General features: G+C 36.7%; 28 protein-coding genes and 1 pseudogene. 25 read left to right on the top strand and 4 right to left on the bottom strand.

Going from position 1 to position 26,022, the window contains the following annotated elements; all coding sequences use genetic code 11:
* Positions 1-370: four helix bundle protein (locus FJR38_RS02880; RefSeq protein WP_217359970.1), on the top strand; the 370-nt coding region annotated here is incomplete at its 5' end.
* A gap of 189 nt (positions 371-559) precedes the next feature.
* Here FJR38_RS02880 and cas1 read toward each other — a convergent pair.
* Positions 560-1,540 (bottom strand): CRISPR-associated endonuclease Cas1, encoded by a 981-nt coding sequence (gene cas1 / locus FJR38_RS02875; protein ID WP_254449325.1) that lies wholly within the window; start codon positions 1,538-1,540, stop codon positions 560-562.
* Positions 1,541-1,667: 127 nt separating this feature from the next.
* Here cas1 and csx18 point away from each other — a divergent pair, with 127 nt between their 5' ends.
* From csx18 to cas6, 19 genes and pseudogenes are all read left to right on the top strand, one after another.
* Entirely contained in the window at positions 1,668-1,967 is a 300-nt protein-coding gene (csx18, locus tag FJR38_RS02870; protein ID WP_168535280.1) for a CRISPR-associated protein Csx18, read from the top strand.
* Positions 1,964-2,908, top strand: coding sequence for a CRISPR-associated ring nuclease Crn3/Csx3 (crn3, locus tag FJR38_RS02865; protein ID WP_168535278.1), 945 nt, complete (start codon positions 1,964-1,966; stop codon positions 2,906-2,908). The genes csx18 and crn3 overlap by 4 nt, the downstream gene beginning before the upstream one ends.
* A 43-nt stretch (positions 2,909-2,951) precedes the next feature.
* On the top strand, positions 2,952-5,270 hold the full coding sequence (gene cas10, locus FJR38_RS02860) for a type III-B CRISPR-associated protein Cas10/Cmr2 (RefSeq protein WP_168535276.1): 2,319 nt from the start codon (positions 2,952-2,954) through the stop codon (positions 5,268-5,270).
* The gene (locus FJR38_RS02855) at positions 5,267-6,022 is read left to right on the top strand and encodes an RAMP superfamily CRISPR-associated protein (protein ID WP_168493701.1); all 756 of its coding nucleotides are present in this window, start codon (positions 5,267-5,269) and stop codon (positions 6,020-6,022) included. The genes cas10 and FJR38_RS02855 overlap by 4 nt, the downstream gene beginning before the upstream one ends.
* Positions 6,019-7,292: pseudogene (gene csx10, locus FJR38_RS02850) on the top strand (CRISPR-associated RAMP protein Csx10). Before FJR38_RS02855 ends, csx10 begins: the two are co-directional and overlap by 4 nt.
* Complete coding sequence (locus FJR38_RS02845) at positions 7,289-7,702, top strand: hypothetical protein (RefSeq protein ID WP_168535274.1); 414 nt, start codon at positions 7,289-7,291, stop codon at positions 7,700-7,702. Before csx10 ends, FJR38_RS02845 begins: the two are co-directional and overlap by 4 nt.
* Positions 7,703-7,720: 18 nt before the next feature.
* The gene (locus FJR38_RS02840; RefSeq protein ID WP_168535272.1) at positions 7,721-8,905 is read left to right on the top strand and encodes a putative CRISPR-associated protein; all 1,185 of its coding nucleotides are present in this window, start codon (positions 7,721-7,723) and stop codon (positions 8,903-8,905) included.
* A gap of 30 nt (positions 8,906-8,935) precedes the next feature.
* Positions 8,936-9,502 (top strand): Uma2 family endonuclease, encoded by a 567-nt coding sequence (locus tag FJR38_RS02835; protein ID WP_168535270.1) that lies wholly within the window; start codon positions 8,936-8,938, stop codon positions 9,500-9,502.
* Positions 9,503-9,526: 24 nt separating this feature from the next.
* The gene (gene csx7, locus FJR38_RS02830; RefSeq protein ID WP_168535268.1) at positions 9,527-10,399 is read left to right on the top strand and encodes a CRISPR-associated RAMP protein Csx7; all 873 of its coding nucleotides are present in this window, start codon (positions 9,527-9,529) and stop codon (positions 10,397-10,399) included.
* A gap of 1 nt (position 10,400) precedes the next feature.
* Complete coding sequence (locus FJR38_RS02825; protein WP_168535266.1) at positions 10,401-11,027, top strand: hypothetical protein; 627 nt, start codon at positions 10,401-10,403, stop codon at positions 11,025-11,027.
* A gap of 23 nt (positions 11,028-11,050) precedes the next feature.
* Positions 11,051-11,995: an RAMP superfamily CRISPR-associated protein gene (locus tag FJR38_RS02820; protein ID WP_168535264.1), complete on the top strand. Its 945-nt coding sequence runs from the start codon at positions 11,051-11,053 to the stop codon at positions 11,993-11,995.
* On the top strand, positions 11,992-12,438 hold the full coding sequence (locus FJR38_RS02815) for a hypothetical protein (protein WP_168535262.1): 447 nt from the start codon (positions 11,992-11,994) through the stop codon (positions 12,436-12,438). Before FJR38_RS02820 ends, FJR38_RS02815 begins: the two co-directional genes overlap by 4 nt.
* A gap of 2 nt (positions 12,439-12,440) precedes the next feature.
* The gene (locus FJR38_RS02810) at positions 12,441-13,475 is read left to right on the top strand and encodes an RAMP superfamily CRISPR-associated protein (protein WP_168535260.1); all 1,035 of its coding nucleotides are present in this window, start codon (positions 12,441-12,443) and stop codon (positions 13,473-13,475) included.
* A 3-nt stretch (positions 13,476-13,478) separates the two neighbouring features.
* Complete coding sequence (locus FJR38_RS02805) at positions 13,479-14,099, top strand: hypothetical protein (protein WP_168535258.1); 621 nt, start codon at positions 13,479-13,481, stop codon at positions 14,097-14,099.
* 105 nt (positions 14,100-14,204) lie between these two features.
* Complete coding sequence (locus tag FJR38_RS02800; protein WP_168535256.1) at positions 14,205-14,723, top strand: type II toxin-antitoxin system RelE/ParE family toxin; 519 nt, start codon at positions 14,205-14,207, stop codon at positions 14,721-14,723.
* Positions 14,720-15,025 carry an XRE family transcriptional regulator gene (locus tag FJR38_RS02795; RefSeq protein WP_168535254.1) on the top strand — a complete coding sequence of 102 codons (306 nt, stop codon included), beginning with the start codon at positions 14,720-14,722 and terminating at the stop codon, positions 15,023-15,025. The genes FJR38_RS02800 and FJR38_RS02795 overlap by 4 nt, the downstream gene beginning before the upstream one ends.
* A 197-nt stretch (positions 15,026-15,222) precedes the next feature.
* A complete protein-coding gene (locus tag FJR38_RS02790) occupies positions 15,223-15,528 on the top strand; it encodes a hypothetical protein (RefSeq protein WP_168535252.1) in 306 nt (101 codons plus the stop codon).
* Positions 15,529-15,547: 19 nt separating this feature from the next.
* Positions 15,548-16,150: a Uma2 family endonuclease gene (locus tag FJR38_RS02785; RefSeq protein WP_168535250.1), complete on the top strand. Its 603-nt coding sequence runs from the start codon at positions 15,548-15,550 to the stop codon at positions 16,148-16,150.
* A 94-nt stretch (positions 16,151-16,244) separates the two neighbouring features.
* Positions 16,245-17,372, top strand: coding sequence for a CRISPR-associated endoribonuclease Cas6 (gene cas6 / locus FJR38_RS02780; RefSeq protein ID WP_168493734.1), 1,128 nt, complete (start codon positions 16,245-16,247; stop codon positions 17,370-17,372).
* Here the strand turns inward: cas6 and FJR38_RS02775 are convergent.
* A complete protein-coding gene (locus FJR38_RS02775; protein WP_371418126.1) occupies positions 17,367-17,735 on the bottom strand; it encodes a type II toxin-antitoxin system PemK/MazF family toxin in 369 nt (122 codons plus the stop codon). The two genes, cas6 and FJR38_RS02775, sit on opposite strands and share 6 nt — an antisense overlap.
* On the bottom strand, positions 17,717-17,959 hold the full coding sequence (locus FJR38_RS02770) for a ribbon-helix-helix domain-containing protein (RefSeq protein ID WP_168493736.1): 243 nt from the start codon (positions 17,957-17,959) through the stop codon (positions 17,717-17,719). The genes FJR38_RS02775 and FJR38_RS02770 overlap by 19 nt, the downstream gene beginning before the upstream one ends.
* A gap of 5 nt (positions 17,960-17,964) precedes the next feature.
* Between FJR38_RS02770 and FJR38_RS28960 the strand changes: the two genes are divergently transcribed.
* From FJR38_RS28960 to murD, 3 genes are all read left to right on the top strand, one after another.
* The gene (locus FJR38_RS28960) at positions 17,965-18,093 is read left to right on the top strand and encodes a hypothetical protein (protein ID WP_256366913.1); all 129 of its coding nucleotides are present in this window, start codon (positions 17,965-17,967) and stop codon (positions 18,091-18,093) included.
* A 37-nt stretch (positions 18,094-18,130) separates the two neighbouring features.
* Positions 18,131-20,383 (top strand): glycine--tRNA ligase subunit beta, encoded by a 2,253-nt coding sequence (gene glyS, locus FJR38_RS02765; protein ID WP_168535248.1) that lies wholly within the window; start codon positions 18,131-18,133, stop codon positions 20,381-20,383.
* An 80-nt stretch (positions 20,384-20,463) separates the two neighbouring features.
* Positions 20,464-21,843: a UDP-N-acetylmuramoyl-L-alanine--D-glutamate ligase gene (gene murD, locus FJR38_RS02760; protein ID WP_168535246.1), complete on the top strand. Its 1,380-nt coding sequence runs from the start codon at positions 20,464-20,466 to the stop codon at positions 21,841-21,843.
* A gap of 158 nt (positions 21,844-22,001) precedes the next feature.
* Here the strand turns inward: murD and FJR38_RS29155 are convergent, their stop codons facing one another.
* Entirely contained in the window at positions 22,002-23,828 is a 1,827-nt protein-coding gene (locus FJR38_RS29155) for a calcium-binding protein (RefSeq protein ID WP_168493742.1), read from the bottom strand.
* 637 nt (positions 23,829-24,465) lie between these two features.
* On the opposite strand from FJR38_RS29155, the gene FJR38_RS02750 reads away from it, so the two are divergent.
* Positions 24,466-25,518, top strand: a complete 1,053-nt coding sequence (locus FJR38_RS02750; RefSeq protein WP_168535244.1) for a WD40 repeat domain-containing protein — start codon at positions 24,466-24,468, stop codon at positions 25,516-25,518.
* Between the two features lie 114 nt (positions 25,519-25,632).
* The coding region (locus FJR38_RS02745; RefSeq protein ID WP_168535242.1) for a DUF4277 domain-containing protein at positions 25,633-26,022 on the top strand (390 nt) is incomplete at its 3' end.

The raw sequence follows: 26,022 nt of genomic DNA, 5'->3' as shown, positions 1-26,022 counted from the left end.
TTGTCAATTATTAAGTATTATGAAAGAAAACATTATTAAGGATAAAAGCTTTTATTTTGCCGTTCGTATTGTCAATTTATATAAATATTTAAGTGACCAAAAACGAGAATTTGTTTTATCAAAGCAACTACTACGATCTGGTACTGCAATTGGAGCATTAGTAAGAGAAGCTGAACAAGCAGAAAGTAAAGCAGATTTCATTCATAAGTTAGCAATTTCCTTGAAAGAAGCAAATGAATCCGATTACTGGATAGAACTATTATATAAAACAGATTACCTCACAGAAAAAGAATACAAAAGTATCAATAATGATAACAGAGAATTAATTAGACTTTTAACCTCAATCATTAAAACAAGTAGAAATAATTGACAATTGACAATTGATAATTGACAATGAATAATTTAGGAATAAAATTTGCTTTATGCTTAATTTACCTGCAATTTCCTGTAATTGTAAATTGTTCTGCATTCTCTTATAATTGTCCATTGTCCATTGTCAATTGTCAATTGTCAATTGTCCATTGTCCATTATTTAATCACAAACGCTTCATAACTCAACTCACAATGTATTAAACACCGTCCCACACACCGGGCTTGTTCTACTAATATTTGACTTAACGTTAAACGGCGATTTTGTGGAGGATATAAAACAGAAGTTCTTAATCTTCTTTCCAACTCCCCCAAAAAGCAACTTTTTCGCCATAATTCCTAACCAGATTCCCTCCCCATTAGGAGACGGTAAAAAATCCTCAAGTCCTAAAATATCCGATTGAATTATCGCCAGTACCCCATGGTCCACCACCACCGGACGAAATTCCTCCATTAAATCTAAAACCAAATTCGGACGATAGGGTTCAGTCGCATGGAAAAAACCCAAATAGGGATCTAAGCCCGCTTGTACAGTCGCCGCAAATACCCGCGCTAACAAAACACCATAACCCCAACTTAATAACGCATTAATGGGATCAAGAGGTGGGCGGCGGTTGCGGCCTGTGAAATTCCATTGAGACGGGAAACAATGACGTAAAGCCTGGTAATATGTGCGGGCGCAAATCCCCTCAATTCCCATCAATTCATCGCGGTTAAATGGTGTAGTGGTATTATTTAAACGAGATGAATAGGCACTGATTAAATCAATAGCTTCACTCAACTCCGTAATTTTCCCCTCTGTCGCCCGATTACGTCGTTGTAATAATACCCGTTGATTGCGGATTTTACCCATAATTAATTTTTGCGCCAACGCCATACCAAAAGTAGTTTCTACTGTTCGATATTGAGCAAGCCTGACCGTAGGATTACTGGGAAACTGCCCTTGCAGTCGTCCGCGAAATTGCCCATCTTGACGCAGAAAAATTGTTTCAATTCCTTTGTCCAGTAATTGGGAAATTACCACATCAGTTAACTGGACTCCTGGTAAAATAACGACTAGGGTAACTTCCGCTAACCGGAAATTCTGGGATTTGTTTTGTTTGACTATTAATAGAGATTCGTTTTGATAGCGAACAACTGTTCCGGCTTCCGTTAAATATAAAGTTGTCATTTTTAGTAAGTAATTGGTGATGGGGTGAGAAAACCCCGCTGTGATAATTGTGCAATGTCGTTGGAATACCCCTTTTCTATCGGGGTGACATAATGAACTTGTTCAACCAAAAAAGGCAGATATTCTGATGTCTAAGTCTGTAGCCAAAAAGTTAGTTAAATACCGCAATTACGGTGTGGCGCTGGGTAATGCAGGTGTGACATGGATAATCCTGATTATTGCCCCTTTGGGATTATGGGCGGTAATTATTTGTACTTTCTCTGTTTTTGTGAGTAGCTTAGTAATAGGCTGGTTATGTGACAGAACTTTATACCGACTTATCGGTAATCTTCAACCTGATGTGATTTCCGCACAGTGGGAATCAGACAATATAGAGGTTATGGCTAGAGAGTATCAAGATTTACCAACTCAGGAAGAACGAAAATGAATTTATCGCCATTATCTCTGTCTTTAGGAGAAACCCAAGTTTATGAAAATCTCCATTATCAATTTTTGTTAATTGAGTTAGTAGCAAAAGACCGTTTAATCACACCTGATGATTTAATGGATCTATCTCTACCCAAGGGAATTGATGCTACTGGGGGAATAATTATTTCTGGTCGTGCGCCAATATGGTTATTTGCGTGTCTTGTTCATAAGCTACATCCTACCGCTTGGGTAGCTTGTTATGATCCTCGGTTGGGTGCGGTAGTCGTTGCTACTCATTCAAAATTGGTGCATAGTGGTGAAGTAATTCCCATTCATCCCGAAAATGGCAGGAAATTGCCAGGAGAAACTACAATTTCTCAAATCAGCAGCCTTTGTCCAGCCTTGATGATTGTTGGTCCTCCCAATAGTGGCAAAAGTGTCCTTTCCCATGCTTTATTTCAAGCTTTGTTAGCTGACAACCCGGATATTTACTTACAACGCGCCCATTGGGATGGTGAGGGTAATTACTTATTAGAATTAGGTGAAAATGCTACAGATGCGGAACTTGAGGAATTTAAGGCACGCGATCGGGGTAAGCTAACAGATAGATTTTATCCCTATCATGCCCAGTCTATTTTACAATTACGGCGACAAAAATCTTTGGTAATTGTTGATGTTGGGGGGATGGTACAACCGGAGAAGTTACCGATTTTAGAGGCTTGTAGCCATTATTTAATTATCAGTTCTCAACTGGAGTCTATTGCACCTTGGCATGAATTTTGTCACGACAGGGGGAATTTAAGTCCTGTTGCAACAATAATTAGTAGTTTAGCAGATGTAGCAATTGTTCACAAAACTCAACCCTATTTAGAGATGACTTATGGTACTTTGATACTTGGTAAGACCAATCCTTTACCGGATGTGTTGTTACAGCAGGTTAAAAGTCTAATCAGTAAGTAAAAAAGTAATTTAAAGCAGTTAATATCACCGTTGGAAATTGGTTATGAATAGTTATCAGCAGGAAATTATCACAGCAATTAGCTGGTGTTTGGCTTGGGGAAATGACAGAAAACCGCAGTTTGATATTACTGTTTTGCGAGAAATGCAGAAGGCTTTGAGAAGTAAGGGAGATGTACCAGATGAAGTTCAGGCTTTAGTTGATGCAGTTAAAGAATTAGATAATTTACCATTTCCCGAAACCTTAAATGATTTAAAGCAATTAACTGAAAAACACCCTATTTTGTGGGAATCTAAAATTGGTTTAGTTTATGGTGGTGTAACTAAAGTTAAAGGTTATGTATTTGAATCTGAGAAACTTCCTGATATTCGAGGTGCTTCTGGACTTTTAGATCAAATTAACGTAGTTGATTTACGTGCATTTTTTAACCATAATTATCAGCCAGAATCTTCTAATGAAAGAGATAAAAACTTATATTCTATTCAATGTAATGATGTGAGGACATGGTTAAATGAGAATTTTAATCAAGATTGCGAATTATCAGAAGTTCTCATTCCCGAATTAATCATCTATTCGACAGGTGGAAATATTCTGGCTTTTTGTCCCCCTGCTTTTGTTGATGACTTAGCTAATGCAATTGAAAAGCGTTATACATATAGAACATTAACCGCTAATTCCTGTGCAGTTGGTGAAACATTTAAATTACTAGAAATTAAATTGGGCTTATTAAGAGATAATATAGAAGATACTTTTTGGTTAGAGAAGTATCAAGAAAATTATAATCATGAAATCATAGAATCATATTTTGGTAAAATCACCGAAAATTCCTCTATTCCAGAAGACAATTTTAAAAACCGCAAGAGTTTTAACGAACTAACTACAAAACTAGCAATTAGCTTTAATCAACGTCGTAGCGGTAATGACTTTGAAAATCGTCCTACTCGTCGTTATCCACCAATGTTTGAAACTCATCCATATTTAAGGAGAGATGAAACTGAAAAACGTTCTGCAATTACTCAAGCCAATGATCTTCCTGGAAAACCATATTATTCTGAATCCTCTGCTATCAAACGCAAGTTTAGTGATAGAGTGAAAACTGGAGAATATAAAGAAACTGATTGGTATCCAGAAGGTAAACATCCAATAGATGATGGTTGGATAAAAAGATTTGAGTCGTTTTTAGCGAATAATCATCAACAAAAATATCAATATGCTGAAAATTCTAATTTTGATAACATTGAAATAGCTGAATCTCTGACACATTTGGGTAAAGTAAGTAATGGATATATTGCTTATATTTATGCAGATGGTAATAACATGGGTGGTGCAATTCAAAAAATACGCACTCCTCAAGAATATCAAGACTTTAGCCAAGACGTAGATAATGCAACCAGATATGCAGTTTTTATCGCATTAGCTGAGAATTTAAAACCTCGTAAATTACAAGGAATTGACGAATCTCAATCAAGATTAAAAAATGGTGATTTCATTCATCCTTTTGAAATTCTCACTATTGGCGGTGATGATATTTTATTAATCGTACCTGCTGATAAAGCTTTACAAATTGCAAAAATTATTGGTGAGCAATTTGAAAAAATACTTTTAGGTGAAGTTGAAATATCGAATTTACACATAAAAGGCGACTACAAAATAGAAGAGAAACTAACCAATCCTAACAAATTTCATCGTTTTCATGAAACTATATCAGAACATAATCAATGTAAATTAAGTATGTCAAGTGGTGTATTGATTACAGCTTATAACACACCAATTTATTATGCAGAAAATTTAGTAACACAGCTATTAAAATCTGCAAAAAAATATGCTAAGACTTTAAATTATACGGATGAAAAAACAAACAAAAAAATCACTTATTATGGTGGTACAGTTGATTTCTTTACCATGAAATCAGTAACTATGATTTCTGCAAGCATAGAAGAATTTCGCAATAAAGCTTTAACTTTTGATAAACTTAAATTGTATGCTGCACCTTATACATTACCTGAGTTGGAGAAATTTTTTAAATCTATTCAAGCATTGCAAAAAGCCGAATTTCCCAAATCCCAACTATATCAAATTCGTAGTTTTTTAGAAAAAGGTAGAAGAACTGCAAGTTTAAATTATTATTATTTTCGTTATCGCTTGAATAAAGGACATAGACTGAAAGAAAACTTTGAACATATATGGTGTCCAGCAAAAACTAACAATGGTAACATAGCACCTTGGATGTGCGATATCAAAGAAAATTCCAAGGAAGAAACTAAATATGAAACTATCTGGAGAGAAATGGTAGATTTATTTGGTTTAATAGAATTTGCAGATACTAAACATTCAGAGAAAGTAGAACAGGAAACTACACCATGATACAACTTCAATCATTAATAGAAAATAAGAATAGGCAAGTTAAACCTTACACAATTACCGCCATAATTGATTCAGCTTTATGTGTAGGTGCGGGAGGTTCATCAGGTTCTTTAGCAGATAAACCAATCGTCCGCAACCCAGAAGGTAATTTATTAATTCCTGGTTCACAAATTAAGGGAAGAGTGCGTCATGAATGCGAAAAAATACTAAGAGGTTTAAACTGGGCAATTTCTGAATCTCCCAATGCGGCAAGAATGTTAATTAGGAGAGATAACGCACCAGATAAATTTAAACGTTCGCAATATGAAATACCAGGATATGAGAACACATATCACTGTTTAATTAGTCAGATTTTTGGTGATCCGGTTTTACCTTCGCGGGTAATTTTTGATGATTTGATTTATACAGAAGATCCAGAAAATTTACCAGAAATTATCCGTCCTGGTGTAACTATAAACCGTCGTCGTCGGACTGGGGAAGAAAATAAACTTTATTTTTTAGAAACATCACCAGCAAATGCAAAACTTAAATTTCAAGGCAAGATACATATTCAACCAAGTTTAACACCAGAAAGACCAGATTATGCAAAAGTCTTAATTTTGATAGGTTTAAAACAAATTTATGCCTTAGGTGGTAGTAAATCTGCTGGTTTAGGTTGGTTGCATTGGCAATTAGATGAATTAGAAAATGAAGTCAGAAATATAAATTTAACAGAGATTTGGGAATTTTTAGGAAAAGGTGAGATACAATGAAGAAGATAGAATTACAAATTAAAGCTTTATCTCCTTTAGCAATTTCTCGACAAAAACCTGGTGGTTCTATTAGTGAATGTGAAGATTATATTCCTGGTAGTGTCATTCGTGGGGCAATTGCCGGTGAAATCTTAAAACAATCTGGTCAACAGTTTAGTGATTTAAGTGAAAATGGTGGTGATTTTCAGGCTTTGTTTTTAGGTGATGAACCTGCTATTTTTAAAAATGCTTATCCTGCGAATGTAGCTGAAAAGAGTAGTATTTTCAATCAAAAAAACATCAAGAAAATACAATTATTACCTACAACTGCTTTAAGTTCCAAAAATAACCCAGGATTTTGCAGAAAGAGAAATGGTAAATGTTCTACTGATAATAATGGTGTTTTTGATAGCTTAATAGATAGATTTTGTTCAGAATATCATGGTCTAGCTTATGATCCTAATTGTCCAAAAGATGGGAAACGAGTTGAGCCATATAGTGGGTTTTATAGCACAATAAATGGAATGTATTATAATGCTTCATTAAGTAAACGTCTTTTAACAAAAGTTGGTATTAATCGCAGAAGAGCAACATCTGAAGAAGAAATACTATACAGTATTGAAGTAATTAATGAATTTGAGTCTAAAAATCATGACTCTTCATTTTTTAGATCATATATTTTGTTGCCAGGCAATTTAGAAAATATAGGAGATAAGTTACATCAGTTCATAACTAACAATTATCAAAATTTTCGCCTTGGTGGTTCGACTTCACGCGGTTTAGGAAAAGTAGAAATTAATACTAAAATAGGAGAGGTTACAAATAATATTCAAAAAAAATAGACTTATTTAACTCTAAATTGTGGGAACGCTGGAGGAAATGGTCAATTTTTGGTAATACAATTAAAGAGTTACCACAAAAAACATATTTTACATTAGATTTACAAGCAGATGCAATTTTAACTGAAAATTGGCGACGAACAACAGTAATTTCTCCAGCCATGCTACAACAATTTACAGGAGTAGATGATTCATCTTTAGAACTTCATGCTGCTTACAGTAGTTATGACTATCGTTCTGGTTGGAATGCTGCTTGTGGGTTAATGAAAGATGTAGAATTAGTAACTAATAAAGGTGCTGTTTACTTATTTAGTACCTCACACCGGGAAAAATGGTATTCAGCTTTAGCTAACTTAGAATTAAGAGGAGTTGGTGAAAGAACTTGCGAAGGTTTTGGACAGGTAGAAATTTGTAATGAGTTTCATTTAGTAATGAGAGAGGAGGCAGTATGAGTGATTTTTCAGAACAACAAAAACAACTAAAAATACAAAAAGGTATTCGTCAGAAGGAAGATCATTTAGTGATTTGGATTCAAAATGCTTTAAATCAAACAATTTATGAAGGCTTAGAAGAATCTCAATTTCGTAATTTAGTCCGCGTTGCCGATACTACCGATAGTGTAGAAGTAATTAAAAATTTTTTATTATATCAAGTAGGAAGAGGTAAAAAGTGGGGGAGGGGTGAAAATTCTTTGGCTAACAGAATTATTAATGATTTTAACGACAACATTAAGCCTCTCGCTAGAGATATTCAAAATAAATCTGATGCTGATGAGTTAAATCCTATTTGGATAGAGTTAATTCGTCGTTACTTAGGATATGGCGCACGTTATTTAGTTTATAGAAACGAAGTTGAAAATTAAGTTATTCAGGAGTTATTTATGCCAAGACTTGTAGTATCTACTGTAGGAACAAGTTTATTAACTAATCAAATTGATGTTTTTACTGATTCAGAAGAATACTTTACAGAAATACAAGCATCTGCAAATCATACAGAGGAAGAAATTAGCAATAGAGCTAAAGAAATTATTCTGGAATTAAAAGATAGAGCAGAAGATAAAATATACAATGCCAAAAATAGTAAGCAAATTAGAGATGCAAGTGCTGAACTGAATGGTATTTATGGTTTATATGACAGAAAACTTGAACAGGGTAAATCTGATATTCATTGGTTAATTGCCACAGATACTTATCAAGGTCAAATCACTGCACAAATTGTCCAAGAATTTTTGCAAAAGGAAGGAATCAACGCTCATATTCAACAACCCAAAAAACTTTCTACATACGACACTGATAGATTCTCATACGGAATTGATGAGCTTTTAGAATGGTGGGATACAATATTTTTAGCACATAAAAATACCCATGATATTTATTTTAATCTTGCTGGTGGTTTTAAAGCTATGCAAGGTTACGCAAACACCATAGGAATGTTATATGGTGCTGAAATCATCTATATATTTGAAGGGAATTTAGACTATATCACAATACCTAAATTACCAATAGAAATTGACTATTCTGTTATTAAACCTGCCCAATTTGCTCTGATGGCATCGAAATCTGTAGATATTTATATCAAATTGTCAGAACTTAAAGGTGTGCCAGATAGCTTAATATCTAAAATTGGAGATGAAGCAACTCTAAATAATTGGGGACGTTTGCTTTGGAATAGATATAAGGATAATTTCTTTACACAGGAGTTAATAGAATTTCCTCGCTTGATTTATGAAAAATCCTTTCATAAAGATTATGAACGGCGTACTGTTGATGAAAAAATAAAATTTGAGTTACATTCTGCACTTTCAGAAATATCTGCAATTATGCTGAAATTTAATGGAGATACCAGCCGTATTGATCCGAAGTTTGAATACAGAAGATACGAAGGTGGTCAAAAATGTGAGGGTGGATTAAGAAAAAATCAAATTGATCACTTTTATCTTAATAAGAATGAAGGTTGGCGAGTAAGTTGTGTAGTAGATGAAATTCAAGATTCTACACACAAAAAAGTAAAAGTTTTACGTATGCGTCACTTTGGTGAACATGATTATGTAAATGATCACCCGTAACTCTCACTCTAAATACTTTAATCTAACATTATGACTTCCCCTACCATCACAAACCTAATCTCCTTAACAGGCTTCCTGAAACTACCAGAAACAAAACCAGCTAGTGAATATATTGATGGTAACATCTACCAAAAACCGATGCCTAAAGGTAAACACAGCGCATTACAAACATTTTTAGCACCTGCTATTAATCAAATAGCTACGCCGAAAAAAATAGCTCGCGCATTTACAGAATTGCGTTGTACCTTTGGAGGTCGTTCTATTGTTCCAGATATCAGTATTTTTAAGTGGGAATTAATTCCTCTTGATGATAATGGTGAAATTCAGAATGAATTTACAAATCCTCCAAACTGGACAATTGAAATTTTATCACCGGAACAAAGTTCAACCCGTGTAATTAACAATATTTTATTTTGCTTAAAACATGGTACAGAGTTAGGCTGGCTTATTGACCCTCAAGAACGCTTAATCATGACTTTTTTACCTAATCAACTACCAGAAATTAAGCAGAATCAAGATATTTTACCTGTGTTAAATGCTTTAGCAAACTGGAAAATATCTGTTGAGGATATATTTAGTTGTCTCCGGCTCAATTAATTAATAATTAAGTGGTAAATTTATATGTTCGACACATTCAAAAACCGCCTAGAAATCACAGGTAAACTCACAACAATCACCGCATTAAGAATTAGTCAAGGACGATCCACCGAACCTATCGGAACAGATTTACCCGTCATCAAAGACGCATTAGGACAACCATTAATACCAGGTTCTAGCTTTAAAGGTGCATTAAGATCCCGTCTAGAAAGTTTTCTGAGAGGAATTGATTCTAGTTTTGCTGAAGATCCTGCTGATTTCACCAGTTTAGCTAGAAATAAGTACGTCAAAGATTTAAAAGAACAGTACAAAGATAATGACTTAGAATTAACACGAGAACTTTTGGAAATGACAGATTTAATATCTCAACTTTTCGGTTCTCCTTGGATAGCAAGTAAATTCCAAGTCCGCGACTTAACCGTAGTAACTGATACATGGTTTGGACAATATCAAGAAAGAGACGGAGTAGCAATTGATAGAGACACCGAAACAGCAGCCGACGGGAAACTTTATGATTTCCAAGTAGTACCAGCTAGTACAGAATTTGAATTTCGCGCAGTAGTAGAAAACGCAGCAGAATGGGAACTAGGATTATTAATGATTGGGTTACACCAATTTGAAACAGAACAAATTCCCCTTGGTGGTGGACGTTCTCGTGGGTTAGGAGTTGTTAAACTAGATATCAAGGATATGCACTGGGTAGACGCAACTAACGAAGAAGACCCCACAAAAACTGACCCAAATAAATTACTAGAATATCTTAAAAAGCTGGTAAATAATGAGTCAGGATATACTGATGCAAAGCCTTTAAAAACAAAATGGACACAAGCTCTAATTAACCATTTAGAGCAGAAAATTAATAGTCATTCCACCAGGTCAATTCTTGCAGGAGAATAATATGGCTTTCAGTAATTTCAAAACCATCAGTGAAGTCCTCAAAGCATTTCAAGTTACCTATACAGAAGCTAATTTTATCAGCGAACTTGCTTTTAATATCTCCGACTATTTTCGGGAAGATTTAGAACTAATGATGCGGGATGCTGTTGTTGATAATTCAGAATTTGCTATTTGTGAAAATCTCATTTACCCAGTTATCAAAGAAGTTTGGAAAACATACCGCCAACACTTTGTTTTATGGAGTCATCAATCATTAAATTATGACGAGAAATTATCAGGCTTTCCTGAATATATTTTAGCTAAACGTTCGCCATTAGGTAAAATCGTTTTTGATAAACCATACTTTATCTTAGTTGAAGCCAAACAAGACAATTTTGAAGGCGGTTGGGCGCAATGTTTAGCTGAAATGATTGCAGCACAAAGATTAAATGGAGAATATCAAATCATTATTTTTGGGATTGTTTCTAATGGTGCAACATGGCAATTTGGTAAATTAGAAACTGACAGATTTACCAGAAACATAACTCCTTTTAGTATTTATGAACTAGATAAATTATTCAGTTCTGTTAATTTCGTATTTCAACAATCTGAATTACAGCTAAATAATTTAGTGTTATCTGTTGCTTAAATTTACCTGATTAAACTAAGATTATGCACAAAAAATTTGTAAATCACTGCACCATAGATTTAAGCATCATTCCTGATGGACCCATTCTCATTAAATCTGGAAAAGAAGGAGCAGATCCAACAAAACCAGATATGGAATTTGTGGAGACTTATCACGCTGGTGGACGGACAATATACTTACCTGGAAGCAGTTTAAAAGGTGCAATTCGCGCTCATGCTGAACGGATTGTCAGAACAGTAGGAGAAGAAAAAGCTAATACTAAAAACTTACCTTGGGCTAATGATCCATTAAATGATAAATATGAATATTTGAAAAATCAATCATCTAGCTATATTTACAAACTTTCTTCTTTTACAGATCAAATGTTTGGTAATACTTCTATTGCTAGTAGAATCAGAATAGAAGATGCTTATCCTGATAATTCTAAACCAGTAAAAACTGAAGAAAGAAATGGTGTTGCAATAGATAGATTATTTGGTTCTGTTGCTGTTGGACCATTTAATTATCAAGTTTGCACTGCGGGAGAATTTAAAACTAAATTACATTTAAAAAACTTCACCCTTGCACAGTTAGGTTTAATAGGTTTAGTATTACGCGACTTAAATGATGGTTGGTTTGGTTTAGGTTTTGCTAAATCTCGCGGTTTGGGTACTGTAGAAGTCAAGTTAAATCAAGCAGTTGTCCAATATCCTGGTTGTATTTTATCAGAAGATAAAAAAGAAATTTGCGCTTTTGGTACTAGCAAAAAATGGCGACATACTCACCTTTTAGGAGTTGGTGAATTTCTAACAGAAGATGATGCAAAGTTATATAGTTTCCCCTATAAAGATAGTCAAGATTCACCAGTTGCAGCCCAAGAAATGGAATTAGGTTTTGGTGTGCAATTAACTTGGAAGGAAGGAACAGTAAATGATTTATTTGAACGCAGTGTAAGGTCTTGGAGTCAATTATTAGGAGTTGCTAAATGAAGCCTTTCGTTGGTTATCAAGAAAAGCCTGTATCCGTGTCCGATTTATTGAAAATAATCAATGAATTAAAAACAGAAAATACCTATTATTTTCTCCGTTGGACTAATAGAGTAAGTGGAATTATCAAGGAAAAACTTACAGATGATCAATTTCCTATGTTAGAAGGGCAAATATTTAATCATGAATTTGAATTAAGATGGAAACATAAAAGACAAAATACTTATGAAGTATTGCTTTTAACAATTAATGGTCAAAATTCTGAATTTCAACCATTAGGTAAAGATTGGCAAATAGAAGAACGTAAGGCACATTTTTATCAAAAAACAGAAACTCGCTTTCCTAAAGGTTTTGATTATCCTAAAGATTTAAATATTAAACAACGCTATTTTCAGGATAAAACAACCGCAACTGTACATTTTGTAGCACTCACAGTTGAGAAATAAATATGACTTATTCGCAACCAAATAAACCTACCCCTAAAAGTACATCTCAGTCAGAAAATCCCAAACCTTATGATTTTGTTTCATTTCCTAGAGAAAAACCTAATTTACAACGTCCTTTTGGACATCATAAATATGATCAAAATCGTTTACATGGGACAATTCACCTCACACTAAAAGTACAAACATCATTGCATATTTCTACAGGTGCAGTAGTTTTAGGAAGCGATATAGGTAGTAAAATTTCCCTACTGAAAACCATGATTCAGGGAGTTGATGCTAAATTATCAATTCAAGGAAGTTCTTTAAAAGGTTGTATTCGTTCCGTATATGAAGCAATTACTAATAGTACATTAGGCGCAATTACTTCTAAATACAAAGAAAAAATTCCGGCTGAACGTTTATCTTGTAAAAATAAAGAAAAACTTTGTCCAGCTAGTCGAGTATTTGGTGCATTAGATTGGCAAGGTTTGTTAGATTTTAATGATGCTAACTGCGAAAGAATCGGCTTTTCTACAGGATTTATGCCTTCTTTATATGCTCCTCGTCCTAATTGTGACGCATATTATCAGCGAGGTAAATTAGCTGGACGTAAGTTTTATTATAATATGTCCAAAGCCATTGAAAAAGGACAAAAAGACGGGATTTCTGTCCAACAAGCAGGAAAGGAATATACTTTTAAAACACAAATTACTTTTAAAAACTTACTTCCCGAAGAATTAGGAACATTATTAATTGTTTTGGGACAAGACAAAAAATATCCCATAGCTTTAAAAGTAGGTGGTGGTAAACCAATTGGAATGGGAACAATGACAGTAAATGTTGATAAAATCAATCAACCACAAAACTTAAAACAGCGTTATTCATCCTATCAAGTGAGTGAAAATGATGATTTAACAGGAGATAAATTACAGCAATTTATCCAAAAGCAAATTCAAGCTGCACATTCAACGAATTTAATTCAAGAAGACCAGCTAAAAGAACTAGCAGCGATTTTACGTTATCCCAATGACAGACCAGCACCAACAGGAATGTACTAAATTATGAGTTTAACAGATAAACAGTGGGAAATTGCTCATGCGATCGCCCAAACTTTAGTCCAAGAACATACAGATGTCAACGAAGTAAGTAAAGCTGTTGCATATTTACGCACAGTCATTGATAAAAATGATGCTACATCCAGATTTTTAACTTATCTTAAAATATTAGTTAAAGATGGAAGACAAATTAGCCATAGTAAAGATACTCCTAGATATTATCGCAATATAGAGGCTACCTGTAGTCAATATTTTAAAAGTAACAGTGATGCTGTAACTATTTTGCAAATCTTAGGTTGGGTATCACGTTTGATGAAATATTATAAAAATTCTGGTATTCCTATTGGGGAAATTACCACACCCACAGCAACAGTTATAGAATCAGCTCGTCAAGCAGAAATTGCGAAAGTTACGGAATCTCAAGAGTTTAAAGAAGGAGATATTATAGATGCAAAAGTTACTAAAATCAATGGAAACAAGGTCACTTATGAAATATTGGAAGTCATTAAACTGACTCAAAAAGAACCGAAAAAGGCAAATGTTCTTCAGGAAGGACAGACAGTAAAGGTAGAAGTCATAGAGCTTAGAGAAGATGGAACTATAAAAAAGATTAGATTAATTGACTAAAAAATCTGTAATTGCTTATGGCAATATTCTGGGTATGGGTTGTAATATAGAATCTGTACCCAATTTTTTTTGGTGTACACATTCTAATAATCAAATAAAAGAAGTATGTACAAGCTTAAAAACTCGCTTGCTTTGAAACCAACGCCTCAAGCGTTAGCTAAAGTAACTGACTCAACTTTTCAAACAGCAAACAGCATAGCGACTGAATCAACTTTTCAAACAGCAGACAGCATAACGTTTTTAGAAACTAGGATTCCGAAATACATGACATACGAAGTAGAGTACACAGACGAATTCGAGCAGTGGTACGTAAAGCTTGATGAAGCAGAACAAGATTCTATTGATGTAATGATAGAGTTACTTGAAGAAAGGGGGACAAATCTTCGCTTTCCTCGTACTTCCGACGTGAAAGGATCTCGTCATGGAAATATACGAGAACTTCGGGTGCAGCATCAAGGAAAACCATATCGAATTCTGTATGCTTTTGATCCCCGTAGAGTTGCGATACTCCTTTTAGGAGGTAACAAAACGGGTAATGATCGCTGGTATGAAGAAAACGTACCAAAAGCCGATAAGCTCTACGACGAACTGTTAAAAGAGCTTAACGATGAAGGATTAATATGAAAACAAAGCCTTTTAGCGAATTACGAAAGCAGATGACACCAGAGCGCAGAGCTAAAAACAAAACTCGCGCGCAACTGATGTCACTCCATCTTACTCTCCTAGAACTACAACAGTCATTGGGATTGACACAGGATGAAATAGAAATAGACTTCAATAATTTTGAAGCTACTATTTCCGAATTAGATAACCAAGAGGATATTCAAGTTTCCACTCTTTCTCGCTATATCAAAGCTCTTGGTGGAAATCTCAAAATAGTAGCTCATTTTCCCAATGAAGAAATTACTCTTGCTCAATTTGAGTAATGACTAATTAACAGTAATGGTCTAAATTATGGCTTGACTTTTATATAAAGTCAGGCTATTATTGTCTAACACTAGAGCGTTTAAGTTTCCCCCATAAGGGGATTGAAACACGCCTCTAGTATGGTGATTGAACAGTTGTTTCAGTTTTCACCACTTCCCCGCAAGGGGATTAAAACTACTCAATAACCAAGTTTGCCTTGATTCCTCCTGAAATACAAAAATTAGTTGAAAAAATAGCTGAAAAAATAGAAGAGGTAGAAAGAGTTGTCGCAATAGCTACAGAATTTCCAGATATTCACTGGATTGATTTTAAGATTAAATTGAAAGTAGATACTCAATTATCAGAAGAAAACTGGGAAAAAATACAGGATATGGTTATTGATTCTGAATGGAAGTTAATAGATGATTCTACTGAAGAATGGTATTTTCGTCCTCAAATAGTAGATACAATCTTTTTACCCAAAAATGAGGTAATAGCCGACTCTCGTAAAAAACAAACATAAACCCTCCCATTTCAAAACCATGACTCTAACTAAAAACCGATTCACATTTGATCAATTCCTCAACTACAACTTTCCCGAAGAAGGTCGTTATGAACTTGTAAATGGAGAAATTATGCGGATACAAGCAACCAGAAAACATGATAATTTAGCAGATTTTCTCACTAGAAAATTAGATCGGGAAGTTGAACGTCTTAATCTCAATTACAGAGTATCTGGAAGAATTTCCATTAGAACCTTAACAGCAAATGGTAAAGAACAAGGTCGTGTTCCTGATGTGAGCGTAGTAGATAAAAACTTGTGGGATGCTAATTTATCTGCTTATACTGCTTTTATTGAACCATTACAATTAGCAGTAGAAATAGTTTCCACAAATTGGGAAGATGATTATATTGATAAATTAGAAGAATATCAACGTTTGGGTATTTCTGAATACTGGATAGTTGATTATTTAGCTATTGGTAGTCGTAATTATTTAGGTAATCCTAAAGAACCAACAATTTTTGTATATATTCTCAATGAACAAGGTATTTATCAAGCAAATGCTTACCGGAATACAGAGAGAATTATATCTCCAACTTTCCCAGAATTAACCCTCACAGTTGATCACGTTTTTGCAGCATAAATACAATCAGACATGACTGAACATAATAAATAATCCCCCCAAGGGGACGGAAATAGAGTAAAATACTCACCATCACATAATGTAACACCCAAAAATGCCCAGATTCGCTAGAACCAGAAAGCGCGAAACCGACACATGGCCAGATGAAACCCAACTGGTAGGGTTAGTCTTTGACCTAGAAGCCACTAGCACTACATCCCTATATTCTCAATATACCATAGGACTTCATGCGTGGTTTCTCGACCAAGTGCGTCAATATAATCCCGAACTTTCGGCATATCTGCATGATGGAGAATCAGAAAAACCATTTAACATATCTGCGTTAGCTGGTCAATTTGTTCCCAGCGGTAAACAACTGCAACTACAGGCAAATCAAAATTTAACTTGGCACGTCAACGCCCTTTCCCAACCAGTAGCAGCATTTCTCAGTCAATGGATAACCAAACTCCCACCCATTTTAAACTTAAAAGATGCACCTTTGCAGATAAAAAAGGTAAGTATTGCCCATACCCCAACTACTTACGCCCAACTATTGCAACCATTACCAGATAAATACCGAGATGTTAATCTCAGCTTTATTTCCCCAACTAGCTTTCGTCGCAAAGGTCATCATTTCCCCTTACCCGTTCCTGTCAACCTTTTCCATAGTTATCTGCGTCGCTGGAATGACTTTTCAGGAATGACTGTCGAACAAGATGCTTTTTTAGCATGGATAGATGAAAATGTGATTATTCACCAACACCGCTTGGAATCTGTGAAAGTAGCCGCAGGTAAACGGGGTTCGGTGACAGGGTTTATAGGTGCAATGTCCTGCGGTTTAGATAAACAAGCTTTAACTAATATTGAGTTTAGCAAATTATTTTATGCCTTAATCAGACTGGCTTGCTACTGTGGAACTGGACATAAAACCACCTTTGGATTAGGACAAACTTGTTTAAACCAGGTAGTACCTGAACAAAATATATCTTCACAAGTTTTAACGAATTTGTTAGCAGAGCGTATTGAAGAATTAACTAGATTATTTAAAGCACAACGTCAACGCACCGGAGGAGAACGAGCAGAGAAAACCGCTTCAACATGGGCGACAATTTTAGCACGTCGAGAAATGGGAGAATCTTTGCAAGCGATCGCCACAGATATAGAAATGCCCTATGATACAGTAAAAACCTACGTCAAATTAGCTAGACGAGCCTGGAAACAAGATGAAAATAGTGGTTTATAATTTTATTAAACCAAGACTAATTTGCATTGCTTTATCTACATCTTCCATAATTATTGATGTTAATATTCCCAGGCGTTTAATTAACCTTTGTTTATCAATTGAACGAATTTGATTGAGAAGAATCACGGAATCAAACTGTAACCCAGATACGGATGATTTAATCAGCACTTCTGTAGGATACAAAGGTGCTGTAAACTGTGAAGTAATAGCGGCTACAATAGTTATGGAACTATGCTGATTAGCAATATCATTTTGCAAGATTAAAGCTGGTCGTGTCTTTTTAATTTCCGAACCAATAGTAGGCTCAAAATTCACTAAATAGATTTCACCACGTTGGGGGTAAATTATTCGTTTGTCTGACACAATTCTTCTTCCAAATTAAACCATTCTTCCACTAATCCTAAATCACGTTCTGCTCTTTGAATAGCTCCCGCTTGCAATTGTTGTCTCAGATTAACTAAGGCTTTTTCAGCCATATAATATTGTATGGCTTCGTTAATTAAGCGACTCCTATCACCTTTTTGAATCACTTGATCAATTAGTTGAATTGTCTCTTCTGGTAAAGTAATGTTAATGCGACGGTGCATAATTTATGGCTTTAGCTTGGACACCAATTCCATTATACACATTTCTAGTGTGTATACTTGAACCAGAAAATTCAGCCACAACAGTTGGACATCGCATCTCTCCACCTGATGTCAGGGTACAATGCTGGAATTGACTAATATTAAGCCCCATCAAGTTAAAAACAGTATCTTATGCCAGCATTTTTATTAGAGGTCGGTACAGAAGAATTACCCGCCGGTTTTTTGAGTGATGCTATTGTACAATGGCGATCGCGCATTCCCCAAAGCCTAGAAACTCACAATCTCCCCAATGCTGTTGTCGAAGTCTATGGAACACCGCGACGGTTAGCAGTTCTCATTACCGGTTTACCTTCCCAACAAGCAGACAGGGAAGAAGAAATCAAAGGACCACCCGCACAAGCAGCTTTTAAAGATGGACAACCCACTAAAGCTGCCATTGGTTTTGCGACTAAGCAAGGTGTAGATATTTCCGCTTTAGAAATTCGTCCCACAGACAAAGGGGATTTCGTCTTTGTTAACAAACAAATTCCTGGTCGTCCCATAGCCGATATTTTAACCGAACTTGTACCCCAATGGGTTTGGAACTTAGAAGGCAAGCGGTTAATGCGGTGGGGACATGGTGACGGACGATTTTCCCGGCCAATTCGCACTTTAGTCACATTATTAGATGGGGAAATTTTACCACTACAATTAGAGAATGGGGCAAAAGTTGTCAAAAGCGATCGCCTTTCTCGCAGCCATAGAGTCTTACACCCCGAACCCGTCAGCATTTCCCACGCTACTGAATATGTAAAAACCTTGGCTTCTGGTTATGTGAATGTACCTCCAGAAAACCGAGCCGAAATCATCACAAATCAAGTTAAAGCAGCCGCCGAAAAATTAGGTGGATATACCCCAATTTACCCAGACTTACTAGCAGAAGTTGTCAATTTAGTTGAATATCCCACAGCAGTTATCGGACAATTTGAAGAAGAATTTCTCAACTTACCAAAAGAAGTAATTACCGAAGTCATGGTAAGTCATCAGCGTTATTTTCCCGTCTTCAAAAATGCTGATTGCCAGGAATTATTACCCAATTTTATCACCATTAGTAACGGAGATCCTGCCAAATCTGATATTATCGCTGTCGGTAATGCTAGAGTAATCCGAGCGCGGTTAGCTGATGCACGTTTCTTCTACGAAGCTGATTTAGCAAAACCTTTAGAAAGCTTTTTACCCCAATTAGAAACAGTTACATTCCGAGAAGAATTGGGTTCGGTGCGTGCTAAAGTAGATAGAATTTGCAAAATTACAGAGCAAATTTTTCAACAATTCTTTGCTCAAGCACAGTCAGAAGATGAAAAATCTTTTTGGGAAAAAAATCTGCCATTAGCTAGACGGGCTGCACTACTGTGTAAGGCAGATTTAGTCACACAAATGGTCTATGAATTCCCAGAATTACAAGGAATTATGGGAGAAAAATATGCTTTGGCTAGTGGTGAAGATCCTGAAGTCGCAAAAGCAATTGCTGACCATTATAGAACGGTAAGATTAGACGACAAAGAACTTGAGATTGTACCTATAAACATCCCAGGTCAGGTAGTTGCTATAGCAGATAGGTTAGATACATTAGTCTGTCTCTTTGGATTAGGTTTAATTCCATCTGGTTCTTCTGATCCTTTCGCTTTAAGACGGGCAGCTAATGTATTACTTAGCATTCCGATTCAAGCCCATAGGAAAGAAAGAGAAGAAAAAGCAGCTACTGCGGCAATTAACATTACCAGATACATTAGGTTGCCGATCAATTTCAGCGAATTACTAGAACAAATAGCAACGGACTTTGCAACAAACTTCAACAAAGACAAAGAATCATTAACTACAGCATTGAAGGATTTTTTCCTACAACGTATTCGTACTATTTTGCAAGAAGAAATGCGGTTAGATTATGATTTAGTAAATGCCATTCTAGGTGAAAATGATCCAGAATATGCAGAACGGGCGTTACAGGATTTGTCAGATGTAGACCAGCGTGCAACTTGTCTCCAAGTCATCCGCCAAAATGGTACATTAGATAAAATATACGAAACCGTTAACCGTTCTACACGTCTCGCTGCACAAGGTGATTTAGACTTTCAGCAGCTAGAACCCCAATCTTTAATTAACCCCGAATTATTTCAAAAATCCTCTGAATCTGCATTCTACAACGCCCTGATTGAGTTAGCTCCCGAAACCAAAGCTGCACAACAAAACCGTGATTACTGGAGTTTAGTAACTGCACTAGCGAAAATCGCCCCCACAGTCAGTACATTTTTTGATGGTGAAGATAGCGTTTTAGTCATGGACGCAAATCCCGATATTAAGCAAAATCGCTTAAATTTGCTGGGATTATTGCGAAATCACGCTCGTGTTCTGGCTGACTTTGGCGCGATAGTCAAAAATTTGTAGCATAAAGCAACAAAAAGTGGTGTAATTTCTACCAATTAACGCTACTATAGTGAAGCTTAACCAGGGATGCTACACAGTCTATGCCAGAAGCGTTGATTATTGGATTCGGAAAGTCCGGTGTTGCCGCGGCAAGATTGTTGAAACAGGAAGGCTGGGAGGTAGAACTTTGCGATAGTAGCACCTCCCCAACCCTCCTTGAACAACAACAACAACTCGCCAGTGAACACATTACCGTCAAATTAGGAAACACACCAGAATTCACCAATTCTGATATATCCAAACTCATAGTTGTCAGTCCCGGAGTTCCTTGGGATATTCCTATTTTAGCCAAAGCGCGAGAACTAGGCATAGAAACTATTGGCGAAATGGAACTAGCTTGGCGACATTTACAAGATATCCCCTGGGTAGCAATCACTGGTACAAATGGTAAAACCACCACCACTGCTTTAACTGCGGCTATTTTCCAAACAGCAGGATTGAACGCTCCCGCCTGTGGTAACATTGGTTACGCAGCTTGTGAGGTAGCAATCCAAAATCCAAAATCTAAAATCCAAAATCGCCCTGATTGGATAATTGGTGAACTTAGCAGTTATCAAATTGAATCTTCTGTTACTTTAGCTCCTCGAATTGGGATTTGGACAACCTTCACACCAGATCATTTAGCCCGGCACAAAACATTAGAAAATTACTATAATATCAAAGCCAAATTATTACATAATTCCCAAATTCAAATATTTAATGGTGATGATGTTTATTTGAGCAAATTAGGATTAAATGATTGGCCCAACGCCTATTGGACAAGCGTTAAAGGTGAAAAATTCCTAATTGGTGAAAAAGGCTTTTATATAGAAAATGGCTGGGTAATGGAAAAAATCAGCGCCACACCCCAACCCATTGTTGAAGTATCTGCATTGCGAATGGTAGGGGAACATAACCAGCAAAATCTCCTCATGTCAGTCGCCGCAGCCAGATTAGCAGGTATAGATATTACTGCCATTTCTCAGGCTGTCCGTGAATTTCCTGGCGTTCCCCATCGTTTAGAACATATCTGCAATTGGCAAGGCATTGATTTTATCAACGACAGCAAAGCCACGAATTACGACGCAGCCGAAGTCGGTTTAGCATCTGTGCAAAGTCCCGCCATTTTAATCGCTGGTGGAGAAGCCAAAGCCGGAGATGATACCGCCTGGTTGGCACAAATTCAAGCTAAAGCCGCCGCCGTCTTACTCATTGGCAATGCAGCACCAGCATTTGCGAAACGGCTGCAAGAGGTGGGATATAGCAATTATCACATAGTCGAAACAATGGAAAAGGCTGTATCCATGTCTGCGGAATTAGCTAAAAAATATCAAGCTTCAGTAGTCTTATTATCTCCAGCTTGCGCTAGTTTTGACCAATATCCTAACTTTGAAATGCGGGGTGAAGACTTTCGGCAATTGTGTCAAAAATATCTAATGTAAGTTGCTATTCAGGCGTTGCTGATTTTAGGGATGAAAATGATTTTGCATACATTCAAAACTCTTGTAGAGACGTTCCATGGAACGTCTCTACCCCCAAAAATCATACGCCAACTCAGCAACGCCAGAAGAAGAAGTAGATACGCCTAGCTGTTAGTCACCTAAGAGGCAACAAAGAGACCATTAAGGCTGCTGGCTGCGATTCCTTCGATGACAAAGGTTGCACCACCCGAAAAGGTGTACTCGGCACTGCCATTAACATTCCTGAAGGGGTTAGAAGTATTGAAACTTGTAGTATTGGAACCCGCTACTAACCTATCACTTTCTGAAGTTTTGAAGTCCTTAATAACAATCCTACCCGTTATACCCGTCTCGAGAACGAATTTATCTGCGCCAGTACCACCGTAAAGGTTGTCGTTGCCACCACTACCGTAGAGCTTGTCGTTGCCGGCATCACCGTAGAGGTAGTCATTACCGGCACCACCGTAGAGGTAGTCATTGCCGTCACGACCGTAGAGGTAGTCGGTGTCGTTCTGACCGTAGAGGTAGTCGTTCCCGGCATCACCGTATAGCCTGTCAATGCCGACACCACCGTAGAGGAAGTCGGTGTCGTTCCCACCGTAGAGGTAGTCGTTCCCGGAATCACCGTATAGTCTGTCGCTGCCATTATCACCGTAGAGCCTGTCGTCGTTATTTCCACCGTAGAGGTAGTCAATGCCGTCACCACCGTAGAGGTAGTCGTTGCCGGACCCACCGTAGATGGTATCGTTGCCGCCGAAGCCATAGATGTTGTCTGTACCCGTATCAGTCCCACTAGGGTTATTTACCCCAGCCTGTCCATTCGCATAACCATAAATGGTGTCGTTATACTTCGATCCGTAGAGATTATCACCATTTTGTGTTCCGGTGATATTTTGGGGACCTAAAGCACCCACAACTAAGAACCTGTTAGTGCCTAACCCTGACAGAGACGATGTAATATCGCTGGGTAGTCCTGATACTGAATTTTCTCCTATTGAGATTCCATTACTGTCGATGATCAGCGCACTCTTGGCAAGATGGTTCGTGTAAAATGTGTCAAGAGCGTCCCAACCCAGCGTATTAGAGAAATATCCAGTGTAATCTAGGTTCGCCACTGCAAAAAGACTGCTTTGACTATCTACATAATTGAAACGCAAGTCGCCAAGGTTATTCCCATCACCAATGAATACATTTGGTCTACCTGACTGCTGAAGTGGAATGATCATAATGTCTTCAATGGGGTTGAAGTCTTTGACCATAGCATAAGTAGCTGTAGGGGGAGGTGTGACGGTGACGCTCGTACTAGTTATACCAAAAAGCGATTTAATCCCATTAATGGCAAGGGAAGCGACATCCTTGGTAATCTTGTAAGTTGGGGCGTATGTTGAGAAAAGTACGGCAGAAGCATTCGCAGCGAAACCACCAAAGAATGTAGCCGCATCGAAACCACCAGTCGAAGTGGTAATGGCCTGGGCAGCCTCTCCGAGAACGAAGATATCGGATTGTGATCCACCGTATAGGTCATCGCTACCACTAGTTCTTAAGTTGCCCGTAAAGAGGACATCACTACCAGAACCGCCATAGATAATATCAGCGCCAGCTCCCCCCGAAAGGATGTCATTGCCGTTTTGACCGTAGAGGGTATCATTGCCTTCACCACCTTCGAGGGTATCATTGCCTTCACCACCATCGAGGAGATCATTTCCTTTTGCACCGACGATGCGATCATTTCCTCCGCGACCGTAAATTTTTTCAGTGCTTATATTGTAGTCAGCACCATAAATTATGTCATTACCGCTACCTGCCTGAATCTCGCCGTAGTAATTGTAATAGGTGGTATACCTGGGTCCTCCTCTTGGAGTCGATCCAGTTCGTACTCTGTCGGTACTGTGATGATTACGATTGTCAATCGTACGGGAGGTAGAATCATTGTAAGTTAGTATCCCCCTTAATCTAGCAACTGCCATTGTCAATATCCTCCTAAAGGAATAAATGAATTGTTGTGGTTCGAGAAATCAGGCACTGATTAGCTATAGGGCGATATCACCTAATCCATAGAAAACATGAACCTCAAATAGAGGCTATATTTTCCATAAAATTAAATTTTTAATCAGCCCAAAAAAAGATTTACCTTAAATCAATTTGCGTTGCGGTAACGCTAACGAAATTAAAGTTTTTAAGGTGCAATTATCAGAAAAAATGTGATAGTAAAATTCTCACATTCGACTTAGATTGGATATATTTGATTATTCCATCCTAAAAAATAATACCACGAATATTTAATATCCGAGAGAATACTAAAGGTTAAACTTTGGTAAAAGGTTACTTTTATAAAAAAACCCCTTAGATAGATAGGGTTCTTATTGTATTTGCACCCTTAACATCAATAGATATACCTAAAAAGTCATTTATTTATTAACTTTCTATTAATCTTTTCTGAATCTTTTGTTAATCTAAATAGGTATTTGCCAAACTTTTTCTAAAACTTGAAAAGCTTTACTAGAAGAATCTAATCTGCAACCCAAAGATTTAGTTTCTGCCTTAGAAAGTGAATCCATAGTTTCTTATAGAAGTATACTAAAAATACGTTTCCACATTATCACTATGAAATTGCCTATCCCCTGGAAAACCTTAACATTACTCAGTTTTCTTCTATCTACACCATTGACTATTACACTGCCAGTCATAGCCAATACAGCCGTTAATCCTCCCACAAACACTCAACCAGCAAAACAGTTTAAATTAACCTTATCAGGACATACTGAACCTGTTCGAGCATTAACCCTTTCTCCCAGTGGTAAAATTCTCGCTAGTGGTAGTGATGATCAAACTATTAAACTGTGGAATCCCACCACAGGCAAATTACTTCAAACCTTAACTGGACATCGTTCTACTATTAGAAGAATCATTATTACACCAGATGATCAAACTGTAATTAGTACCAGTTTTGATAACACGATCAAATTTTGGAATATTCAAACTGGCAAAGAAACTCAGACTATTACCGAAAAAAATGGAGTCAATGCAATATTATTAACTCCCGATGGTAAAACCTTAATTACTGGTAGTCGTGATAAAAATATTAAGTTTAGAAACCTCAAAACCAAAAAAATTCAAAAAATACTCAAAGTGGAAGCCTCTGCACTGGCTATGAGTTCTGACGGGAAAACCCTATTTAGCGGTGGTGAAAGTGGCGGCAAGATTCGTGTTTGGAATTTGGCCAAAGGTAGACAAATCCGCAGTTTTACACCACCACTTCCCCCAAAAGAATATCAAGTAAGTGGTTCTGAAAAAGCATCAGCCCCCATTACCTTAGCTGTGAGCAACGATGGTAAAATGCTCCTCAGTGGTGGATATGATGACAGTTACGCATCAGGTGGAGTCAGAACCACAGATGGTAAAAGTTTTAAAGCATGGGACTTGAAAACAGGCAAGCTAGTTCATAATGTTTCCTTGGGTACAAGCATTGATGCCTTAGTAATTACTCCTGACAGCAAGACATTTATTGCTAGTGGTCCAAATCAAGCAGTTATAGTATTACGCGATATCAAAACAGGGAATCCTGTTATGGAACTCAAGGGACATGGTGGGGGAGTTTATGGACTGGCGTTAAGTCGTGATGGTAAGACTTTATATCCCACATTCCGCAGATACTAAAGCAAATTTAGGAATTAAAAATTTTCATAAATAAAAGCCTGAAAAGATTGCCTAGCAAAGATTTCAGGCTTTTATTTGTTAAAATAATCAAATCAAATAGAGATGGGAAAAACCATGAAAGAGTCTCAAGTTGGCATGAAAATCCTAAATATAGACCATTTGGGAATAGTAGCAGGAATAATAGACGAAATGGAATTGGTAGAAGAAGTGAATAAAATAGTGGGAATAAAAATAAAAGAAACCCTAACACCAGGACAAGTAATAAAAGCAATGATTTTAAATGGATTAGGCTTTTTAAGCGCCCCATTATATCTATTTGGAGAATTTTTCGTAGGAAAATCAACAGAACATTTAATAGGAGAAGGAGTATTAGCATCACATTTAAATGATGACAAACTAGGAAGAGAACTAGACAAGTATCATCAAGTAGGAACAACAAAAATATTTACAGCAGTAGCGATAAAAGCAGCCCATAAATTCCAAGTAGAAATGGATAGTATTCAT

Source organism: Anabaena sp. UHCC 0253, assembly GCF_009712085.1.
Taxonomy (GTDB): domain Bacteria; phylum Cyanobacteriota; class Cyanobacteriia; order Cyanobacteriales; family Nostocaceae; genus Dolichospermum.
This window is presented reverse-complemented; position numbering and strand designations above follow the sequence as displayed.